The organism is Coprococcus sp. OM06-34AC, assembly GCF_003462545.1.
Taxonomy (GTDB): Bacteria; Bacillota; Clostridia; order Lachnospirales; family Lachnospiraceae; genus Coprococcus; species Coprococcus aceti.
The window spans coordinates 188990-209635 of record NZ_QTZF01000007.1 but is presented as its reverse complement, the minus strand read 5'-3'; the positions used below and the strand labels follow the sequence as shown (position 1 = coordinate 209635).

17 protein-coding genes and 6 tRNA genes are annotated in these 20646 nt (G+C 43.9%); all 23 read left to right on the top strand.

The window, feature by feature from the left end; all coding sequences use genetic code 11:
- Window positions 1-137 precede the first annotated feature (137 nt).
- The 23 genes from DXB91_RS12440 to DXB91_RS12330 all read left to right on the top strand — a co-directional run bounded on the left by DXB91_RS12440 (window position 138) and on the right by DXB91_RS12330 (window position 20625).
- Window positions 138-209: transfer RNA gene (locus DXB91_RS12440), tRNA-Asn, on the top strand.
- 16 nt (window positions 210-225) lie between these two features.
- Window positions 226-297 (top strand) — tRNA-Glu (locus DXB91_RS12435).
- Between the two features lie 16 nt (window positions 298-313).
- Window positions 314-386, top strand: a tRNA-Thr gene (locus DXB91_RS12430).
- A gap of 38 nt (window positions 387-424) precedes the next feature.
- A tRNA-Tyr gene (locus tag DXB91_RS12425) sits at window positions 425-506 on the top strand.
- Window positions 507-520: 14 nt separating this feature from the next.
- A tRNA-Met gene (locus DXB91_RS12420) sits at window positions 521-594 on the top strand.
- A gap of 11 nt (window positions 595-605) precedes the next feature.
- Window positions 606-678, top strand: a tRNA-Phe gene (locus tag DXB91_RS12415).
- A gap of 115 nt (window positions 679-793) precedes the next feature.
- The gene (locus DXB91_RS12410) at window positions 794-973 is read left to right on the top strand and encodes a DUF951 domain-containing protein (RefSeq protein ID WP_015533982.1); all 180 of its coding nucleotides are present in this window, start codon (window positions 794-796) and stop codon (window positions 971-973) included.
- Window positions 974-1956: 983 nt separating this feature from the next.
- Entirely contained in the window at window positions 1957-3627 is a 1671-nt protein-coding gene (locus DXB91_RS12405; RefSeq protein ID WP_117549387.1) for a Na+/H+ antiporter NhaC family protein, read from the top strand.
- A 283-nt stretch (window positions 3628-3910) separates the two neighbouring features.
- Window positions 3911-4900, top strand: coding sequence for an AAA family ATPase (locus DXB91_RS12400; RefSeq protein WP_015533980.1), 990 nt, complete (start codon window positions 3911-3913; stop codon window positions 4898-4900).
- Window positions 4901-4916: 16 nt separating this feature from the next.
- A complete protein-coding gene (locus tag DXB91_RS12395) occupies window positions 4917-5807 on the top strand; it encodes a DUF58 domain-containing protein (RefSeq protein WP_117549383.1) in 891 nt (296 codons plus the stop codon).
- A 45-nt stretch (window positions 5808-5852) separates the two neighbouring features.
- The gene (locus tag DXB91_RS12390; protein WP_117549381.1) at window positions 5853-6329 is read left to right on the top strand and encodes a hypothetical protein; all 477 of its coding nucleotides are present in this window, start codon (window positions 5853-5855) and stop codon (window positions 6327-6329) included.
- Window positions 6320-7351: a VWA domain-containing protein gene (locus DXB91_RS12385; RefSeq protein ID WP_117875421.1), complete on the top strand. Its 1032-nt coding sequence runs from the start codon at window positions 6320-6322 to the stop codon at window positions 7349-7351. The genes DXB91_RS12390 and DXB91_RS12385 overlap by 10 nt, the downstream gene beginning before the upstream one ends.
- 19 nt (window positions 7352-7370) lie before the next feature.
- Window positions 7371-8318, top strand: a complete 948-nt coding sequence (locus tag DXB91_RS12380; RefSeq protein WP_118018210.1) for a vWA domain-containing protein — start codon at window positions 7371-7373, stop codon at window positions 8316-8318.
- On the top strand, window positions 8315-9058 hold the full coding sequence (locus DXB91_RS12375; RefSeq protein ID WP_118018208.1) for a tetratricopeptide repeat protein: 744 nt from the start codon (window positions 8315-8317) through the stop codon (window positions 9056-9058). The genes DXB91_RS12380 and DXB91_RS12375 overlap by 4 nt, the downstream gene beginning before the upstream one ends.
- Before the next feature lie 124 nt (window positions 9059-9182).
- A complete protein-coding gene (locus DXB91_RS12370) occupies window positions 9183-9614 on the top strand; it encodes a hypothetical protein (protein ID WP_015533974.1) in 432 nt (143 codons plus the stop codon).
- 2 nt (window positions 9615-9616) lie between these two features.
- On the top strand, window positions 9617-10639 hold the full coding sequence (locus tag DXB91_RS12365) for a hypothetical protein (RefSeq protein ID WP_117549375.1): 1023 nt from the start codon (window positions 9617-9619) through the stop codon (window positions 10637-10639).
- Between the two features lie 91 nt (window positions 10640-10730).
- Window positions 10731-11654, top strand: a complete 924-nt coding sequence (cdaA, locus tag DXB91_RS12360) for a diadenylate cyclase CdaA (RefSeq protein WP_117549373.1) — start codon at window positions 10731-10733, stop codon at window positions 11652-11654.
- Window positions 11644-12903, top strand: coding sequence for a CdaR family protein (locus tag DXB91_RS12355; protein ID WP_158547583.1), 1260 nt, complete (start codon window positions 11644-11646; stop codon window positions 12901-12903). Before cdaA ends, DXB91_RS12355 begins: the two co-directional genes overlap by 11 nt.
- A gap of 23 nt (window positions 12904-12926) precedes the next feature.
- Window positions 12927-13649 (top strand): NAD-dependent protein deacylase, encoded by a 723-nt coding sequence (locus DXB91_RS12350; RefSeq protein ID WP_118018206.1) that lies wholly within the window; start codon window positions 12927-12929, stop codon window positions 13647-13649.
- A gap of 60 nt (window positions 13650-13709) precedes the next feature.
- Complete coding sequence (locus tag DXB91_RS12345; RefSeq protein ID WP_117549368.1) at window positions 13710-15158, top strand: glycoside hydrolase family 1 protein; 1449 nt, start codon at window positions 13710-13712, stop codon at window positions 15156-15158.
- A 207-nt stretch (window positions 15159-15365) separates the two neighbouring features.
- The gene (locus DXB91_RS12340) at window positions 15366-16829 is read left to right on the top strand and encodes an LPXTG cell wall anchor domain-containing protein (protein WP_117549366.1); all 1464 of its coding nucleotides are present in this window, start codon (window positions 15366-15368) and stop codon (window positions 16827-16829) included.
- A gap of 131 nt (window positions 16830-16960) precedes the next feature.
- A complete protein-coding gene (gene clpB, locus DXB91_RS12335) occupies window positions 16961-19537 on the top strand; it encodes an ATP-dependent chaperone ClpB (RefSeq protein WP_117875423.1) in 2577 nt (858 codons plus the stop codon).
- Between the two features lie 146 nt (window positions 19538-19683).
- Complete coding sequence (locus DXB91_RS12330) at window positions 19684-20625, top strand: hypothetical protein (RefSeq protein WP_117549362.1); 942 nt, start codon at window positions 19684-19686, stop codon at window positions 20623-20625.
- The last annotated feature ends 21 nt before the right edge of the window (window positions 20626-20646 follow it).

The following is a 20646-nucleotide window of genomic DNA, read 5'->3' as shown; positions in this document are numbered from 1 at the left end:
TAAGAGATAAGCTTTAGAAGATACCTCTTTCTGTGTGAAATTCTGAAGGTACAAGTTAAAAAAATATAAAAAACACTTGCATTTTCAAGTCAAATGTGTTAACATTGACAAAGACGCCGTGGTTTACCAGGTGATATTCCTCGATAGCTCAATGGTAGAGCACTCGGCTGTTAACCGAGGGGTTGTAGGTTCGAGCCCTACTCGGGGAGCTGCTTTTGAAAACCTGGCCCCATGGTCAAGCGGTTAAGACATCGCCCTTTCACGGCGGTAACACGGGTTCAAATCCCGTTGGGGTCATTTGACAATTAAATATGCCGATGTGGCTCAATTGGCAGAGCAGCTGATTTGTAATCAGCAGGTTATCGGTTCGAGTCCGATCATCGGCTTTTTGCTTAAAGCAAGAAGTTGCCAAAAAGCAATAAATGGGTGGATTCCCGAGTGGCCAAAGGGGACAGACTGTAAATCTGCTGCGTAATGCTTCGATGGTTCGAATCCATCTCCGCCCATTTTATTTTTTTGCCGCGGGGTGGAGCAGTCTGGAAGCTCGTCGGGCTCATAACCCGAAGGTCATAGGTTCAAATCCTGTCCCCGCTACTTTTATGTAAGCCCAGATAGCTCAGTTGGTAGAGCAGAGGACTGAAAATCCTCGTGTCGCTGGTTCGATTCCAGCTTTGGGCACTAGATGAAAAGCTGAAACTTTTATGAGTTTCAGCTTTTATTTGTTTATGCGGGCAAAGCCCTCCAAAACGTACAGTATGTATATTTATAGGATTCCGAAGGAGGAGATATCAGAATGGTATTTGAGGTTGGACAGGTTATAAAGATGAAGAAGGCGCATCCTTGTGGAACGAATTCCTGGGAGATACTCAGAGTAGGAATGGATTTCAGACTCAGATGTACTGGCTGTGATCATCAGGTCATGGTGCCCAGAAAATTGGTGGAGAAGAACTTCAAGGGATTTATTGAAGAATAAAAAAGAAGCAGGATCATGATTAGGCGATTATGATTCTGCTTCTTTTTTATATAAAGTTTTTTGTGAGCCGATTGAGTATAACTTATATATTAGCTTTACTCTCTTTAAGGGAGGAGCGCAGCCGCTTGACGGCTGCGCCAATTAAGGGATTGGGGGGTGTAGTCATTTCTGACTACAAAAAAGGGAGTAAATAACAAAAAATAGTAAATTGTCAAATTTCAGTGTAAGCTGTCAACGCTTTCTGTTGTTTTTCTGTATCTCTTGCTTACAAGTTGATAATATGATAAATGGATCAGGATTGCAATAGCATTTGGCTCATTTAGGTTATAATGCCATATTTGTTGGCGATTTTGACTGTTTTTGACTACTTTTGCATGTATAATCGTAAAAAATCATCTGATGTAACATAACGCAACGATATTGCGCAAGTTGCACACAGGCAAGTTGCGCAATACAGAAGAGATATATAATAATAAAAGAGCAGAATCACGATTAGACGATCATGCTTCTGCTCTTTTTATTTATATAAGATTTTTTGTGAGCTGATATTGAATATATCATAACCTTTGGTTACTCGCCTTTAAGGGAGGGACGCAGCCGCTTGACGGCTGCGTCAATTAAGGGATTGGGGGGTGTAGTCATTTCTGACTACGAAAAAAGGGAGTAAAAACAAAAAATAGTAAATTGTCAAATTCCAGTGTAAGCTGAAGATGTTTCTGCTGTTCTTGTATCTCTTGCTTACAAGCTGATAATATGACATAAATGTTATTTATGCAATAGCATTTGATTGTTTTCCGTCATATTCACATATTCATAATAAATTTTGACTGTTTTTGACTGAAAAGGAAAAAATCAGACATTTGCACTATTCAAATGGCATGCTTATGTGATATAACTTTACTTATATGACGTGATAATACATTATTTCACAGATGAATTATCACAGATAATATGCATACGAAAAAAGATCAGGGAGGATCAAGATGAAGAGCAGCAAGAAAAATCTTATTGCCATCGCCGTGGTAATTCTCATTATTGCGGTTCTCGGAATTCTGTCTATATATGTAGATAAGATTCCATCGCCATCGACATATGCGACATTCTGGGCACTTGTACCATCGGTTGTCGCTATCACGCTGGCACTTATAACGAAGGAGGTTTACAGTTCACTGTTTATAGGAATTGTAATAGGAAGTGTGTTTGCCTCCGGATTCAGTTTTACGGGCAGTATATCGAATGTACTGCAGGATGGACTGATCGCACAGCTTTCAGATTCATATAATGTAGGTATACTGATATTCCTTGTCATTCTTGGAACCATAGTTGCACTTATGAACAAGGCAGGTGGATCCAAGGCATTTGGTGACTGGGCAGCTACCCATATCAAGACCAGACAGGGCGCGCAGCTCTGCACAGTTCTTCTGGGAGTTCTGATATTTATCGATGACTATTTTAACTGCCTCACAGTCGGTAGCGTTATGAAGCCTGTAACTGATAAACACAGGATATCAAGGGCGAAGTTTGCATATGTTATAGATGCAACAGCGGCACCTATATGTATCATAGCCCCTGTATCATCATGGGCTGCGGCCGTCAGTGGATTTGTAAAGGGTGAGGATGGCTTTGGTCTGTTTATAAAGGCCATACCATATAACTATTATTCATTCCTCACACTTGCGATGATGATCGCAATGATCGTTATGAAGGTTGAGTTTGGTTCCATGGAGAAGCATGAGCTCAATGCCCTGAAGGGAGATCTTCTCTCAATGGGAGATGGCAAGAAGACTGTCACAGCAGAGGAGACTGATGTGGTCAACAGCAACGGCAAGGTAGTTGATCTTATAATACCTATCATATGTCTTGTTATCTGCTGCATTATAGGAATGATCTACACAGGTGGATTCTTCAGCGGTGTAAGCTTTGTAGAGGCATTCTCAAACAGTGATGCATCTGTTGGACTTGCAATTGGAAGCTTGTTCGGACTGCTTATTACAATTCTTCTGTATGTGATAAGAGGAGTCCTGGATTTTGGCAAATGTATGGAGGCTATACCTGAGGGCTTCAAGGCAATGGTACCGGCTATATTGATCCTTACATTTGCTTGGACGCTCAAGGGAACAACCGATATGATGGGTGCAAAGGATTTCGTACAGACAGCAATGACATCTGCATCGGGAAGTCTGTTCAGTTTCCTTCCTGCAGTTATATTTATAGTTGGATGTCTCATGGCGTTTGCAACAGGAACATCATGGGGAACATTTGGAATACTTATTCCTATTGTGTGCGCAGTATTTGAGGGCAAGAATAATGAACTCATGATAATAGCTATATCAGCATGTATGGCCGGTGCAGTATGTGGAGATCATTGCTCACCTATATCAGATACCACTATCATGGCATCAGCGGGAGCACAGTGTAACCATGTAAACCATGTGGCCACACAGCTCCCATATGCGATAACAGCAGCTATAATGTCATTTGTGGCATATGCGATAGTTGGACCGATTACATATCGTCTACATGTTAAGTGGTTTATCATGCTTCCGATATTCATAGCAATGATGGTCCTTCTGGTATTTGTACTCAGGGTCATCAAGCGCAGGAATCCTGCAAGTTATGTGAATGCGAATACTAGAGTAGCGGATGCGGAGTAGGCAGATTAAATTGCAAATAAAAGGTATATTTATCGAAAAAAATAGTTGACTTATGATGGAACATAAGTTAATATGTGAGAGTAGAGTTTTCATTTATTTGAATCCTCTCTCCCCTCATTATGGTGACCAGGTACCCCCTGGTCACTTTTTTGTTTATATGGACAAAATATAGCATGGTCACTTTATATTTGTTAACTTGTGCAATCACATGTAAAGGTATATTCTATATACCATAGATGCTGGGGAGATAGACATCATAATAAATAAAGGAAAGAGAGTAGTTATGCAGGATAACAGAGAGATAACAAATGAAGAAGTCCAGAAGGCTTCGGAGATAATCAATAATTTGCTGAGTTACTATAACAGTAAGGTTGTGGGACAGCCTTATCTGGGATATTCACTTCTGGTTGCAATGATGACAAACGGTCATGTGCTTCTGGAATCCGTTCCAGGACTTGCCAAGACCACTGCTGCCAGGGTTATGACAGAGGCGGTTAATGGATCATTTTCAAGGATCCAGTGTACACCGGATCTTATACCGAGCGACATAATTGGAACCCAGATGTACAACATGGCGACCAATACATTTGAGGATAAGATAGGTCCGGTTTATTCGAACTTTGTACTACTCGATGAGATAAACAGGTCCAGTGCGAAGACACAGAGTGCCATGCTGGAGGCGATGCAGGAGAGAGAAGTCAGTATAGGAGGAAAGACATATAAGCTGCCGGAGGTGTTCGTGGTAATAGCGACCCAGAATCCGATCGAATCTGAGGGTACGTATGTGCTGTCAGAGGCACAGCTTGACAGATTCCTTCTCAAGGAGACTGTGACATATCCAAGCGCAAGGGATGAGATGGAGATACTCAACAGAGTGGAGGCAGGAGTTTTTTCAGACGTGAAGTCCGTTGCCAGCGTTGACGATGTGGTGTATCTTCAGAAGCTGTGCAAGAGGATTTATATAGATCCGGCGATAAAGAAATATATAGTTGATATAGTTCAGGCAACCAGAATGACGGATAAGATACTTGCACCTGAGCTTGCACAGTATGTTGCCATGGGTGCGAGCACAAGAGCGGCTATTGCGTTCATGGAGGTAGCAAAGGCGATCGCACTTATAAATGGGAGAAGATATTGTGTTCCTGATGATGTGAAAGCACTCAGATATTCAGTCCTGAGACACAGGATCATGCTTACATTTGCCGCTGTTGCGGAAGACGTGAAGATTGAGAAGATTATAGATGCCATAATAGGTTCGGTTAAGACGCCGTAGGGGAAGACAGTTAATTATGAAGATGACATATATATCCAGAATACAGGGAAATATGAAGGGATATAAGACCATATATACTACCAAGGCAACGTCGAGGATAATCGATGGTTCGTACAATTCCATCTATAAGGGCAGGAGTATGAACTTTGATGAGCTCAGGGAGTATGTCGTTGGCGATGATATCAAGGACATGGACTGGAAAGCATCTGCCAGGAGCCAGAAGCTTCTGGTCAGACAGTATATCGCCGAGAAGAAGCATAATATAATGCTGGTGATGGATGCCGGAAAACGTATGCTTGGATATGCCAATGATGTTCAGGAGAAGAGTGACGTTGCACTTATGGCGGCAGGAACCCTGGCATATATGGTGTGTGACAATGGTGATTATGTGAGCGCTACTTATGTTTCAGACAGGGGCGTGGAGCACTATCCGTTTAAGACAGGCTTTGCAAATGTCGAAAATATTCTTGCGGGTTACCACAGGAACGTTACCATGACTAATGACTCGGATACGGGGGATGCGCTGAGCTTCATTGCGAGGAATTTCAGGAGGAGAATGATCATACTTGTGGTGACGGACACCAGAGGTATCCTGAATATGTCGGAGGCAACTGTAAAGCAGTTAAAGGTACTGCATGATATACTGCTTATAAATGTTGAGGATGCCGGGATGAACGGTAAGAATGTATATGACTTATCCGGTGACACATATATTCCTGAATTTTTTACCAGGGACATGAAGCTGGCAAAGAAGGAAGAGAGGAAAAGGCAGGAGCTTTCAAGTGCCTGTGACGACAAGCTTAAGAAACTTGGTATTTCGTACCTGACGGTCAGGTCTTCTGACAGCATGGATGAAAAGATAGTAGAGCTGCTCAACAAGCACAAGACTGAGAGCTCTGGAAAGTAGTTAAATGGGCTGATGCCCGGAGATAAGAGGAAGAAGATATAAGATATGGAAAGTTCAGTGAATTTGCAGGAGCCGCTTTCGTATGTGGTATGGCCGATCGTGCTGACCGGAGTGATAACAGCCGCAGTGCTGTTGTTCTTTGGTGTCTGCTGGTATCTGAGAAGACGTAGAAAAATGGCGGCGGAGCTGCCGAAGGTGGTGAAGCCTGCGCCTATGGATATGGGTAGAGTGAAGACCAGATATCTGTCAGAACTGGCGGATATTGCGGGACAGTATGATCAGGGAAAACTTGATGTAAGAGGTGCATATCAGCGTATGAGCCGTTGTATCAGGGGATTTGTTCATGCTGCAACCGGCATAAGGGTTCAGAATTACACTCTGTATGATATAGAAAGATTAAACATGCCGGAGCTGTACTATCTTGTGGCTGAGTATTATGCGCCGGAATTTGCAAGAAAGTCCGATGGTGATGTGAGGGCTTCCCTTGAGAAGACAAGGAGTTTGATTGAGAGATGGCAATAAAATATCATATTGTTCTATATGCAGGCCTGGCTATTGCGCTGTTTATGCTGGTATTTGTGTTTGTGAAATACAAAAAGACAAAGGAATATGCCGGAGGGAAAAAGATCGCAGGGCTCATATGCCAGGAAGATGAGGCATATTTCAGGAAAAGAAAAATATTATATAAGACCGGGCTTACAGCCACGCTCATATGCTGCGTACTGGTTGTCGTATCGGCATTCCTGCTCATGGCAAAACCATACACGAGCAGGCGTATGCAGGATGAAAAGTATTGTAGGGACATCATTCTGTGTATCGACATATCAACATCCGTGGATTATCTCAACGAGAATCTGCTGGACAAGCTGAAGAAAACAGTTGATGAGCTTCAGGGCGAACGTTTTGGAATCGTGATATTTAACACAAGTCCGGTGCTGCTTACTCCGCTCACGGATGATTATGAGTATGTGAAGGATCAGCTTGATCTGATCGCACAGTGTCTGAAGAGCAGAAATGAAGTGAATCTGGACGATGCATTTTCATCGGGGTACGACTGGATATATTATCAGGCATATATATCATCTGGAACTCTGATCGGAAATGAGCAGAGGGGAAGCTCACTTATAGGGGACGGCCTTGCTGCTGCGGCAATTGATTTTTCGGATGCTGACAAGGAGAGGACAAAGGTGGTAATATTCTCCACTGACAATGATATACAGGGAACACCGGTGGCAACTCTGGATGAGGCGGCCGATATATGTGTTTCAAACAATGTCACGGTGTATGGAGTTGGAACAAAGGAGATGACACCGGAAAACAAGGAGTCCATGAAGAATGCGGTGGAGAAGACCGGTGGTAAATTCTATCTTGAGGAGGAATCCGGATCATTTGGAGAGATAGTATCATCGATAGAAAAGCTGAGTAAGAATCTGGTCAAGGTGAGGATGGTGGATGTTGAGACACCTGAGCTGTTATATCCATTTGTATTGATGCTGGTTCTGTTTGCAGGAATGCTAGGACTTGGCCGCTGGCTCAAATTATAAGACGTTACAGGAGAGAATTATGAGAATAGATCCAATTATACCAATCTGGCTTATGCTCATATTGTGCGTTGGCATGGCGTTCCTGAAAAGGCGGAAGAGAAGCGCATATATAAGGCAGATAGCTGCCATCATACTGATATTTCTCATCAATCTGAGGATCATGGTCCCAAGCAGCAACGTGGAGACAAGTGTCCGGAAGCTTGACACATATGTGCTGTTCGTTGTGGATGACACCATAAGCATGCTGGCTCAGGATTATGCTGGGGATACAGAGAGGCTGACGGCGGTGAAGAAAGACTGCGAGCACATAGTTGATGAGATGGACGGTGCTAAATTTGCGGTCATAACCTTCAATAATAGTGCAAATCTGATATCGCCATATTCGGATGATTCAAATTTTGCAAAAAGTGTTCTGGATTCAATATATCCGCTGGATTCGCTATATGCCAGGGGGTCGTCCATGAATGTCTGCATAGATGTGATGACGGATACCCTTAAGCGTGCAAAGGAGAAAAATGATGGAAATGTGGTCGTGTTCTTTATAAGCGATGGTGAAATAACCAATGACGACAGACTCAAGTCATTTGACGGGGCGAAAAAATATATTGATGGAGGCGCAGTGTTGGGGTACGGTACAAAGGAAGGCGGCAACATGTATGTGAAATCATATTACGATGACCGGAAGGAGCTGCTTGAGGACACATCGGACTACCCGTATAAACCAGCGGTGTCGAAGATCGATGAGGATAATCTGAAAAAGATTGCCGATGATCTGGGCGTCGACTATATAAATATGAACGATGGTTCTGCGCTGGATAAGGTTGTGGAGAAGTCACGGGGAACCGCTGAGTCAACGGATAAGGGTAAGACCATAGGATATGTGGATATATATTATCTGTTTGCAGCCTTATTTGCAGGACTTGTTGTATATGAATTTTTTGATATGAGAAAGAAAGTCATGAAATGAAAAACAGATCAGGAATAATAAAGATCGTAGCTGCAGTGACCGGAGCTGTCAGTCTGCTGTGTATGGCGGTGCTTCTGGTGAATTATCTGTGCAATGAGCATTTTATAAGTGAATACAAAAAGGGACAATATGTGGACAGTACAGTGAACGCCGTGCTTGGCTTTACTCAGCCACATATATACCATTATAATCTTGGTGATGTATATTACAGTCAGGGAGATTACGAGGGCGCCGAGCAGGAGTTTCGTAAGGCACTTGAAAAGAAGCCGGGTGGTGAGTCCGACTGTAAGACAAGGGTCAACCTTGCGCTGTCCATAGTGAAGCAGATAGATCCTGAGGGTGTTACCAAAGAGAATCTGGATGAGGTGATAGACATACTTGAGGGGGCAAAGGACATTCTCATAGAGAATGACTGCGCCCACAGGGATGATGATGATGGACATTACGAGGATGCACAGACTCTGAAGGATGAGATAGATGCCTTTGAGGAACAGCTCAGGAAGCAGACGGAGGAACAGGATCAGAAAGGTGATCAGGATCCAAATGACCAGAAGGATCAGGGCAGTGACGATGAAAACGAAGAGGATACACAGGAGCCTCAGTCTTCTGATAAGGAATCGGAGATACGAAAGCAGCTCGATGCCATCCAGGGAGACAGTCTTGAGCAACGAAATCAGGAGATGGATGCATACGAGACATACAAAAATGAACATGATTATTACGGCGGACGCACTTGGTGATCCTACATTAATAGACATTAAATTCTAAATATAAAACTTGCGCAATATTAAGACGCGGGGTATAATACTGCTAGTTATGGTCATTTGTGGAAAAGTGACCAGAATAAGGAGATAGAATCGAGCAATGGTAAATGAAGAAAAGGTCATTCTAATGACGAAGATCGCCATGTACAAGGAGTCGCTTGGACGTGAGGATCTCGAAAAGGGTAAATATTTTCAAAGTGACTATGTGAAGCTTAACTGTCTTAAGACAATTGTTTCATCTACGGTGCTGTTTGTAGTTTTTGCCGCAGCTTACATATACTATAATCTTGCAGATATAGTTGAGAAGCTCACAGAGCTTGACTATGTGAAGGTGGCGAGCAGCATTGTGGGCGGCTATGCAGTGGTGTGTATTGCATTTGCGCTTTTCGCGTGGGTCTTATATACATACAGATATATGAAGGCAAAGCCAAAACTCATAAAGTATAACCAGAATCTTAAGAAACTGATAGAATTTTATGAGAACGAGGACGGAACACGCCGTTCTGTCAAAAAAAAGAGGAGGGCTAACTGATAATGTCAACACTTCTGGATTTCCGCGATGGAGTAAAGAATTTTTGTAGTAAGTATGATAAATTTGTTTCACCACTGTGTAAGTTTATACTGGCACTTGTTGTGTTCTGGTCAATAAACCATCTCACAGGATATAACAGCACGATAAGCAGTATCGTAGTGGTCCTGGCAGCAGCTTTTGTGTGTGCGTTCCTTTCAGGCCAGCTCACACTTGCCATTGCAGGACTGTACGCATGTGCCCAGGTTGCCAGCGCAAGTCTGGAGCTTGGAATCTCATTTATTGTCATATTTGTGATAATGTATTGTGTATATATAAGATTTTTCCCTAAGGCATCATGGATCATTCTGTTTATGCCATTCTTTTACATTATAAAGTTCCAGTATTTCATGCCGATCCTGGCTGGAATGACAGCTGGATTCACAGGAATGGTTCCTGCAGCATTTGGCTGTATATTCTACTTCTTCCTGAAGCATACTGCTGATTACGTCGCTTTAAGCTCAAGTTCAGCAGAGGGTGATCTGATAGAGGGATACAAGTATATTTTCCAGCATCTGGTACAGGATAAGACACTTCTGCTCACCATAATAGTGTTTGCAGTTGTTATAGTTCTTACATACATAATATATAGAATGTCATTTGCATATTCATGGTACGTTGCCATCATCACAGGCGGTGTGGTAGAGATCATACTGTTCCTGGTTGGAACTTTGTCCATGGAAGTTGAGGTATCCCTTGCGGGGGCTCTGCTTGGATGCATACTGGCGATACTGGTGGCCATAGTGGTTCAGTTCTTCAAGATAGTTGTGGACTACTCAAGTGTTGAGAATACACAGTTTGAGGACGATGACTACTACTACTATGTAAAGGCTGTGCCAAAGGTCATGGGTGGTGCCCAGAGAAAGGCAGCCAGAAGAGAGCAGCCATCGCCAAGACCACAGCAGAAGAGGACGACTTCGTCCGGATCAGGCGCACAGAGAAGCCGGTCTGCGGCAAAGGAAGATTCTGTTACAGGATCAACAAGATAGATACATTGAAAAGAGCTTACATGTGAGTGACCTGACTTTTGTCAGGTCACATTAATTATACGGAGTATTTATATACCGAAAGGAGGATGAAATGGATAAGATATCAACGTTTATATCAACGTATTTTGATTGGTTTTATATAACAGTTCCAGGCACAGTAGATATAATAGAGATACTTATTTTGTCATTCTTTATATACAGGATCATGTTGTGGTTCAAGCAGAGCAGAGCATGGACTCTTCTGAAGGGTATAGTTATGATCGTGCTCTTCACTGCCATTGCGGCGATGTTCCAGTTCAATACGATCTTATATCTGCTTAAGAATGCATTCAGTGTGGGAATAATTGCGGTGGTGATCCTGTTCCAGCCGGAGTTCAGACGAGGACTTGAACAGCTTGGAAGAAAGAAGCTGATCAATTACATTATACGAGATGGCGAGGATGATGGTGTTATATCGGAGAAAACGATATATGAGCTTGTGAAGACGGCCCAGGTCCTGTCTGCAAACCGTACCGGTGCACTCATAGTCATTGAGAATGAAGTTGCACTGGGCGAGTATATTGATACGGGAATACCGATCGATGCGGTCGTGACTAACCAGTTACTTCTCAATATATTTGAGCACAACACACCGCTTCATGATGGTGCGGTGATTATAAGAAAGAACAGGGTGGTTTCTGCCACATGTTATCTGCCACTGTCTGCAAATGACTCCATCAACAAGGAGCTTGGAACACGACACAGAGCCGGTATAGGTATCAGTGAGGTGTCAGACAGTATGACTCTTATCGTATCTGAGGAGACAGGTTCAATATCCATTGCACAGGGAGGCGAGCTCTTCAGGAATCTGGACAGCGAGGGCGTGAGAAGTCATCTTCAGACGCTGTGCAAGGAGTATAACGGAAGAAAGAGCCACAGGTCTTCAGGTGTCCGTCCGGTTAAGCGGAGAAAGAGAGTCGTTGTGGAGAATAAGAATAAAGCTTCCAGAAAGGAGGCTGATGAGAATGAAAAATAACAGCGCAGAGCCTAAGAAAAAGGCAAATAAGATATACAGCAATATAGGTCTTAAGCTTCTGTCGGTTGTGCTTGGATTTCTGGTGTGGCTTCTTGTACTGAATATCGATGATTCAGCCGTGACAAGGACCATAAGGGACATTCCGGTCAATCTGGTAAATACTGACGCCATAACAAGTCAGAATCAGTTGTACACGATAACTTCAGGTGATACCGTGGATATAGTCGTCAAAGGACGTAAATCACTTATAAGTGATCTTGATGCGTCGGATTTCAAGGCTGTAGCGGATATGTCAAAGATATCCATAACAAATGCGGTGCCTATCACTGTAACTGCGAACAGCACCAACATAGCTAAAAAGGTCAGCATAACTGTTGTGGACAACGTGCTGTCAGTTGAACTTGAGGACGAGAAGTCAGTGTCAGTTCCTGTGTCCGTGGTGACAACAGGCGAGGTTGCTTCCGGATATACGGTTGGTAACAGTGTGGCAGCTCCAAACCTCATAACGATAAAGGGTGCTGCAAGTATAGTTTCGAGCATAGATCGTGCAGAGGTGACAGTTGATGTGACCAGTGCAAAGGATGATATAACGACAAACTGTACGCCTGTATTTGTAACCGCTGATGGTGAGAAGGTATCAGACAAGTCGATATCCTACGATGAGATATCGATAGCAGTCACAGTTCCGGTATACAAGACTAAGAATATACCTGTTCATGTGGATGTCACAGGAGATCCTGCGGATGGATATCTTGTATCAGATATAACATATGTACCGGAGACCGTTGATATAGGTGGAGACGCATCGATAATAAAGGATATAACAAGCCTTGATATAACGGATGTTGATGTGAGCGGATGTACAGCAGATGTTGAGACTACACTTGATGTATCAAAGTATCTTCCAGAGGGTGTGGTCGTGACAAAGGAGAGCGCATACATCAATGTGAAGATAGCGATCGAGAAATCAGTTACAAGAAATATAACGGTGACCACAGGGGATATCATCCTGAGGGGCAAGCAGAGTGGATACAGCTATGAGATGAGCATGGGTGATAGCAATACGATAACCGTGAGCGGAATCTCAAGTGCGGTGTCCAAGGTATCGGCCAAGAGCCTGAAGCTGTCCATAGATGCTTCCAAGCTCTCATATGGCGATAATACGATCACGCTCAGTGTCCCTGATGGAGATAAGTACACCGTGGTAAATACGTGTACAGTTATGGTAAAGGTTACTGAGACACAGTAGTCATTGTCTGGAGGTGTATGTATATGGATACAGAAAAGTTGAATGAGCTGAGACAGATGATAGAAGATTCGGATAATATCGTTTTCTTTGGCGGTGCAGGAGTATCGACGGAGAGCGGTATACCAGATTTTAGAAGTGTGGATGGACTGTATAATCAGAAGTATAAGTATCCGCCGGAAACTATAATCAGCCACAGCTTTTACAGACGTAACCCGGAGGAATTTTACAGATTCTATAAGGACAAGATGATATTTGCTGATGCAAAGCCGAACAAGGCTCATATAAAGCTGGCGGAGCTTGAGAAACAGGGAAAGCTCAAGGCGGTGATAACGCAGAATATCGACGGACTTCACCAGATGGCAGGTAGCAGGAATGTCATAGAGCTCCATGGTTCTGTTCATAGAAATTACTGTGAGAAATGCCATGCTTTCTATGACCTGGATTATATAGTCAATTCGGATGGTGTGCCTAAGTGTGAAAAGTGCGGAGGCACTGTAAAACCGGATGTGGTGCTGTATGAGGAGGCACTTGATGAGGATAATATGTCGAGGGCACTCCAGTATATATCCGAGGCGGATACGATGATAATCGGTGGTACATCGCTTGTTGTGTATCCGGCAGCAGGACTTATCAGATATTTCAGGGGGCGGAAACTGGTGGTTATAAATATGTCCCCGACACAGTCGGACAGCAATGCAGATCTTCTGATAGCGGATAAGATAGGAGATGTGCTGGGCAGTCTGTAATAACGATAAAAAGGCATGGAGAAGGCATGCCTGATATAAATACGATATGGAGGGCGATTTATGTATTTTGAGAAATCCAAAGGTTTCCCGAAAGATTTTCTGTGGGGCAGTGCATCTGCCGCATATCAGGTTGAGGGAGCATGGAATGAGGATGGGAAAGGTCCATCCAACTGGGATGAGTTCGTGAGGATTCCGGGCAAGACATTCAAGGCAACTACCGGAGATAAGGCCGTGGATCACTACCACAGATATAAGGAAGATGTGGCACTTATGGCTGAGATGGGACTTAAGACTTACAGATTCTCAATATCCTGGCCGAGAATAATACCTGACGGCAACGGTGAGGTCAATGAGAAGGGACTCCAGTTCTATGATGATCTTATCAACGAGCTTGTAAAGAATAATATAGTTCCTATGGTGACCGTGTACCACTGGGATATGCCGCAGGCACTTGAGGAGCAGTATCACGGATGGGAGAGCAGGCGAATAGTCGATGATTTCGTCAGATATGCAAAGGTTCTGTTTGAGAGATACAGTGACAGGGTGAAACACTGGATAATCATGAATGAGCAGAATGTATTTACAGGTCTTGGCTGGAATGCAGGGATGCACCCACCAGGAAAGGTTGATGATCAGAAGATGTTCTATCAGGTAAACCATCATGCATTTATGGCACATGCCAAGAGCGTTATTGCACTTAAGGAGGTATGTCCGGATGCTAAGGTCGGATCATCCTTCGCATACACACCGTCATACGCATTTGACAGAAAGCCGGAGAATGCCATGGCGAAGATGGATTACGATGATCTTGAGAACTTCTACTGGATGGATATGTATGCATATGGCCGTTATCCAAGAGCTGCAAGGGCGTACCTTGAGAGCAAGGATCTGATGCCGGTTATAGAAGATGGAGATGACGAGATACTGAAGAAGGCTGCCTCTCTTATCGATTTCATGGGTGTAAATTACTACAGAACATGTGTTGCAGAGTACAATCCGATAGATGGAGTTGGCGCTACACATGAGATGAACACCACAGGCAAGAAGGGTACTGCAAAGGTGCAGGGCGTTCCGGGGCTCTACAAGAATCCTGCAAATGAATTCCTACCTACGACAGACTGGGATTGGACCATCGATCCGATGGGACTTCGCATGTGCTGCAGACAGATAACATCGAGATATGATCTTCCTATAGTCATATCTGAGAATGGCCTTGGCGCATTTGACAAGTTTGAGGATGGGGAGATCCATGATCCGTACAGGATAGATTACCTGAAACATCACATAGAGGAGCTCAAGAAAGCGTGTGATGATGGCTGCCGTGTCCTGGCATACTGCACATGGTCTTACACAGATCTTCTCAGCTGGCTCAACGGATATCAGAAGAGATACGGATTTGTGTATGTGGACAGAGAAGAGGACGAGAACAGTGGAACTCTGAACAGATACAAGAAGGATTCTTATTATTGGTACAAACATGTTATAGAGACCAATGGTGAGGAGCTGTGATAATAGAATAATATCAGAACAGGGAGAACCGGCACATAAGTGCTGGTTCTTTTTCGTACTAAAGTTATGCATTTAGTCATTTAATTTTTAAAACTAGCCGTTTGGCTAGTTTACTAAAAGCCCCAGTGTATTATAATTATTTGTTATGTTGATGGCAATATCTGGCAGTAACTGCCAGGAATTAAAGACAGGAGGAAAGGGATAATTATGAAATTAAAGAAATTGGTAACTGGGTTGATTATGGCATGTATATTTGCTGTAGTGATTATTGCGGGAAAGAACTCTGTGAAGGTGCAGGCCGCGGATGGGGATGTGGCAATTGTGACGGATGGCAATGGCGATGAGATCGGATCATATGCTACACTGGCTGATGCATTTGTAGCCGCACAGAATGGCTATACAATATGTATAATTAGTGATATATATGATCCTTCGGCTTCTATAGGATACAATGATGGTGAACATAATAAACATATCATTATAGATCTCAACGGTAAAAGTGTCACTTTGCAGATGATGAATTTTGATTATTCGTTATACGTGAAAAACGGAACATTAAATTGCGGTATCACAAATGGAAGTGTTGGATTTACTAATGCTATGCTGACTTTGTCAAATGTCAAATTCATTACGGATAGTATCAACTGGATGACAAAAGATGGAATCTGTCTGAATAATGGCTCAAATGTGACGCTCAACGGTTCACAGTGTTGGTTTGAAAAACTTGAGATGGATACAGACTGTGTATTTACGGTACAGAACAGTGACGGACTTAGCAACTTTGGGCATATTGCAGATGGATTTGACGGTGTGAAGGAGTTTGTACCAGAGGGACTTTCTGTAGAAGGAACGACAATCATTGATGATGAGACAGGAGCCAAGGCTAAGGATTTTATTCTCCGTTACCGCAGCTTGTCGGATGATGCAGATGTCGCTGTCAGCATTGCTCCAAAATCGTATGTGTACGATGGAAAAGAAAAGAAACCTGCGGTTACGGTTTCTTATGGCGGAAAGACTCTGACAGAGGGAAAAAGTTACTCATGTGTATATGCGGATAATATTGATGCGGGAACAGCTACAGTTACTATCAAGGGTGAGAATACCATGCATGGACAGATCGTGGAAGAGTTCACAATAGATAAGGCAAAGCAGAAGGCACCTACAGGTTTGGTCGCAACGGCAGAAACTGTGGATGGGAAAAATGATGGTCAGATATCTAATCTGAAGATGTCAATGGAATATAGTGTTGACAAGAAAAAATGGTTGGATTGTGAAAGCACGGTACTTAAGAAACTTGCAGATGGAAATTATTATGTGAGATATAAGGAGACCAAAAATTATTATGCATCTCCTGCTGCAAAGGTAGTGGTAAAGAAGGGGAATGTACCAGTAACAAATGAACCGACTACAAATGAACCAACTACAAATGAACCTTCAACTGAAAAACCAACGTCAAGTGAGCAGACGACAGAGAAGGTAACAACAGAGAGACAGACAACCGATGAGAAAACTAACGTGACCGCAACAGAGAATACAACTGTAGCAGACTCAAAAAAGGAGTCAGGTGCTCCAAATACCGGAGATGACGGAAATGTGGCATTGATGCTCATCGTCATGATGACATGTTTATTAGGGGCTGCCGGGGTGGTAGTTTACCGTAGAGAGAAATAATTTAAAATAATAAAAAAAATGTTAGCACTCAGTATTGACGAGTGCTAACAAGTGTGTTATATTATCATCAGACAGGGAAGTGATATTAAGGTATCAGTTCCCTGAAAGTTTAGTTTAGGAGGTAAACAGCTATGGAGATGGATAAATACACACGTAAATCGTTGGAAGTTGTAGAGAAAGCAAAAGAAAAAGCTCTGGAGTACGACAATCAGGAACTTACGCAGATGCACCTTTTGGCTGGCTTGCTTGAGATAGATGACAGTTTGATAGCCAAGATATTTGAGAAGATGGGCGTGAATGTTACTGGTGCCGTGAATGCGGTGGAGGATAAGCTGGCAAGGTTGCCGAAGGTCAGCGGTGGCAATATGTATGCCGGAAATAACTTCTCAAAGGCTCTCATCCAGGCAGAGAAGGAAGCAAAGCAGATGGGCGACACATATGTGTCTGTTGAGCATTTGTTCCTCGGCATGGTGGATAAGGCTGATTCGGATATCAAGGAGCTTCTTAAAGGCTGGGGAGTCAGCAGGAATGCATTCCTCAAGGAGCTGGCAGAAATCAGAGGTAACCACAAGGTGGACAGCGATGATCCGGAGAGCTCATATGAGGCTATGGAGAAGTTCGGATATGATCTGGTCGAGAGGGCAAGACAGCAGAAACTTGACCCGGTAATAGGACGTGACGCTGAGATACGAAATGTGATCAGGATCCTGTCAAGGAAGACAAAGAACAATCCGGTGCTTATCGGTGAGCCTGGTGTAGGTAAGACTGCGGTTGTAGAGGGACTTGCACAGAGGATACTCAGAGGTGATGTGCCAGAGGGACTTAAGAACAAGAAGATATTTGCACTGGACATGGGAGCCCTTGTGGCCGGTGCCAAGTACAGAGGTGAATTTGAAGAGAGACTTAAGAATGTCCTTGATGAGGTTAAGAAGTCTGAGGGCGAGGTCATAATGTTTATTGATGAGCTCCACACCATTGTGGGAGCCGGTAAGACGGACGGTGCCATGGATGCGGGCAACATGCTCAAGCCTATGCTTGCAAGGGGTGAGCTGCACTGTATAGGTGCCACAACACTGAATGAGTACAGACAGTATATAGAGAAAGATGCGGCTCTTGAGAGACGTTTCCAGCCGGTTATGGTGGATGAACCAACAGTTGAAGATACAATATCTATTCTTCGAGGAATCAAGGAGAGATACGAAGTGTTCCATGGAGTTAAGATATCAGATGGTGCCCTTGTAAGCGCAGCGGTTCTTTCCAACAGATATATAACAGACAGATTCCTACCGGATAAGGCAATAGATCTTGTTGACGAGGCGTGTGCCATGATCAAGACAGAGCTTGATTCAATGCCTGTTGAAGTGGATGAGATCACACGTAAGATAATGCAGCTGGAGATTGAGGAGACAGCCCTTAAGAAGGAGGAGGATAATCTGTCAAAGCAGAGACTGGCAGACCTTCAGGCTGAACTGGCAGAACTCAAGGATCAGGCAAATTCCTTGAAAGCAAAGTGGGAGAACGAAAAGGCTGCAGTTGAGAAGATAAGGACCCTCAAGGAAGAGATGGAGCAGGTCAAGGCTGATATTCAGGCTGCACAGAGAAATTATGATCTGAACAAGGCAGCAGAGCTTCAGTATGGTAAGCTTCCAGCGATCCAGAAAGAGCTTGCAGAGGCTGAGTCCACAGCTTCAGATAAGGAGAGGGAGCTTGTCCATGAGGTAGTTTCAGAAGATGAGATATCGAAGATCGTATCCAAGTGGACAGGAATTCCTGTTGCAAAGCTTACTGAGAGCGAGAAGAGCAAGACCCTCAATCTTGCCAGCGAACTTAAGAAGAGAGTTGTAGGTCAGGATGAAGCCGTTGACTATGTCAGCGATGCGATCATCAGATCAAAGGCGGGAATAAAGGATCCTAGCAAACCGATAGGTTCATTTATCTTCCTTGGACCAACCGGTGTTGGTAAGACAGAGCTTGCAAAAAGTCTTGCAGCGGCATTGTTTGACAATGAGCAGAACATGGTTCGTATTGATATGAGTGAATACATGGAAAAGCACAGTGTGTCAAGACTTATAGGAGCGCCTCCGGGATATGTAGGTTATGATGAAGGCGGTCAGCTGACAGAGGCTGTTCGTAGAAAGCCATATTCGGTTGTCCTCTTTGATGAGATAGAGAAGGCACATCCGGATGTGTTCAATGTGCTCCTTCAGGTGCTTGATGATGGACGTATCACGGATTCTCAGGGCAGAACTGTGGACTTCAAGAATACGATCATTATCATGACATCAAATATCGGTGGTGCGGATATCGCAGCTGCCGGCGGAGAGATCACAGATGAACTGAAGAATGACGTAATGGCTCAGCTTAAGAGCAGATTCAGACCTGAGTTCCTGAACCGTATCGATGAGATCATCACATTCAGGGCACTGTCTAAGGACAACATCAGTGGTATAGTTGATCTTCTCATGGCAGATCTCAACAGCAGACTGGCAGACAGGGAGATCACTATCAAACTTACGGAGAGTGCAAAGCAGCACATCATCGATCAGGGATATGATCAGGTGTATGGCGCAAGACCGCTCAAGAGATATCTGCAGAAGAATGTGGAGACACTGGTTGCAAAGATGATACTTGCGGGCAGCGTAAGCACACAGTCAGCCATAGTCATCGATTATGATGGAACGGCTCTTGTGGCAGGAAATGAGAGATAAAATAATACAGGTCATACAGAGAAGGGCGCAGGAGTATTACTCCTGCGCCCTTCTCTGTATTCACAAAAAATGAAATTAATGGTATAATTGGCGCTGGTGAAAAATGTTCGGTATATTATTTGAAATTTACATGAGGAGGGCAGGGAGTGAGTACAGAGAATGTAAGCTTAAAAAAGATAGATCTTGGCGATTATGTTTTTCTGGCGAGACCATGCGTGGCTGTTTCGGAGGAGGCTGTGAAGCATTTGGCAGAAAGGGCCGTGCAGGGAAAACTGGAATTTATCGGAGTGTTTGATGACAGAATGGATGACAGTGTCCAGCGGGAAGTGGTTATGAGCCTGGCATCGTCTCCTGAGATATCGATAGCGATACGGCATGTGTGCGCGGGGCTTTACAGCAGAAGCTTTCTGGACACATACTGCGACGGAGTGGAGGCACATCAGCAGGGGCTGTTTCCTGATCTGTATATATTGTGGATGGCATTTGCACATGCTGATAGGGCGATGTTTGCAGCCTGTGACATGTGTGACAGAGTTGAGATAGACACAGTGTGGATAGACGATGTGGATGCGGCGTACACGGTCAATATAACCTACGACCGCATAAAGGATCATCTCATGCAGGACTGGTCTGTGTGGGAGAAATGGAAGGGATATTACACGCTTCAAAGATGGAGATGTTACTATGAGATGCTTCACTGGATGACAGAGGATGCGGGCTGGCAGTTTGCGGAGCGCATGGCTGTGGACTTCCACAGGAGCATGGAGCTTGATGAGCTTGACCAGGAACTGTTCAGCCAGGAGGAGAAGACCGGACTCTATGTCCTTGCAAAGGATCCGGGATTCCTCAAGAGATATTATCTCGGTAAGGCAGTCTACAGTAAAAAGATATTTGACCTTAACAATGAACTGGGACGACGCGCTGAAGAGCTGGACGAGAGTCACAGAGAAGCAGATGGACTCAGAAGAGATATGGAAGCCCAGCGGATCAAATACGAGACATCCACCACGTTCCGTGTGGGCAAGGCTGTGATGTTTGTTCCGGTGACACTGAAGAAGGCTGTAAAGAAGCTTTTGCATAGGAACTAACAGATGAGATGGAGGGGGTGT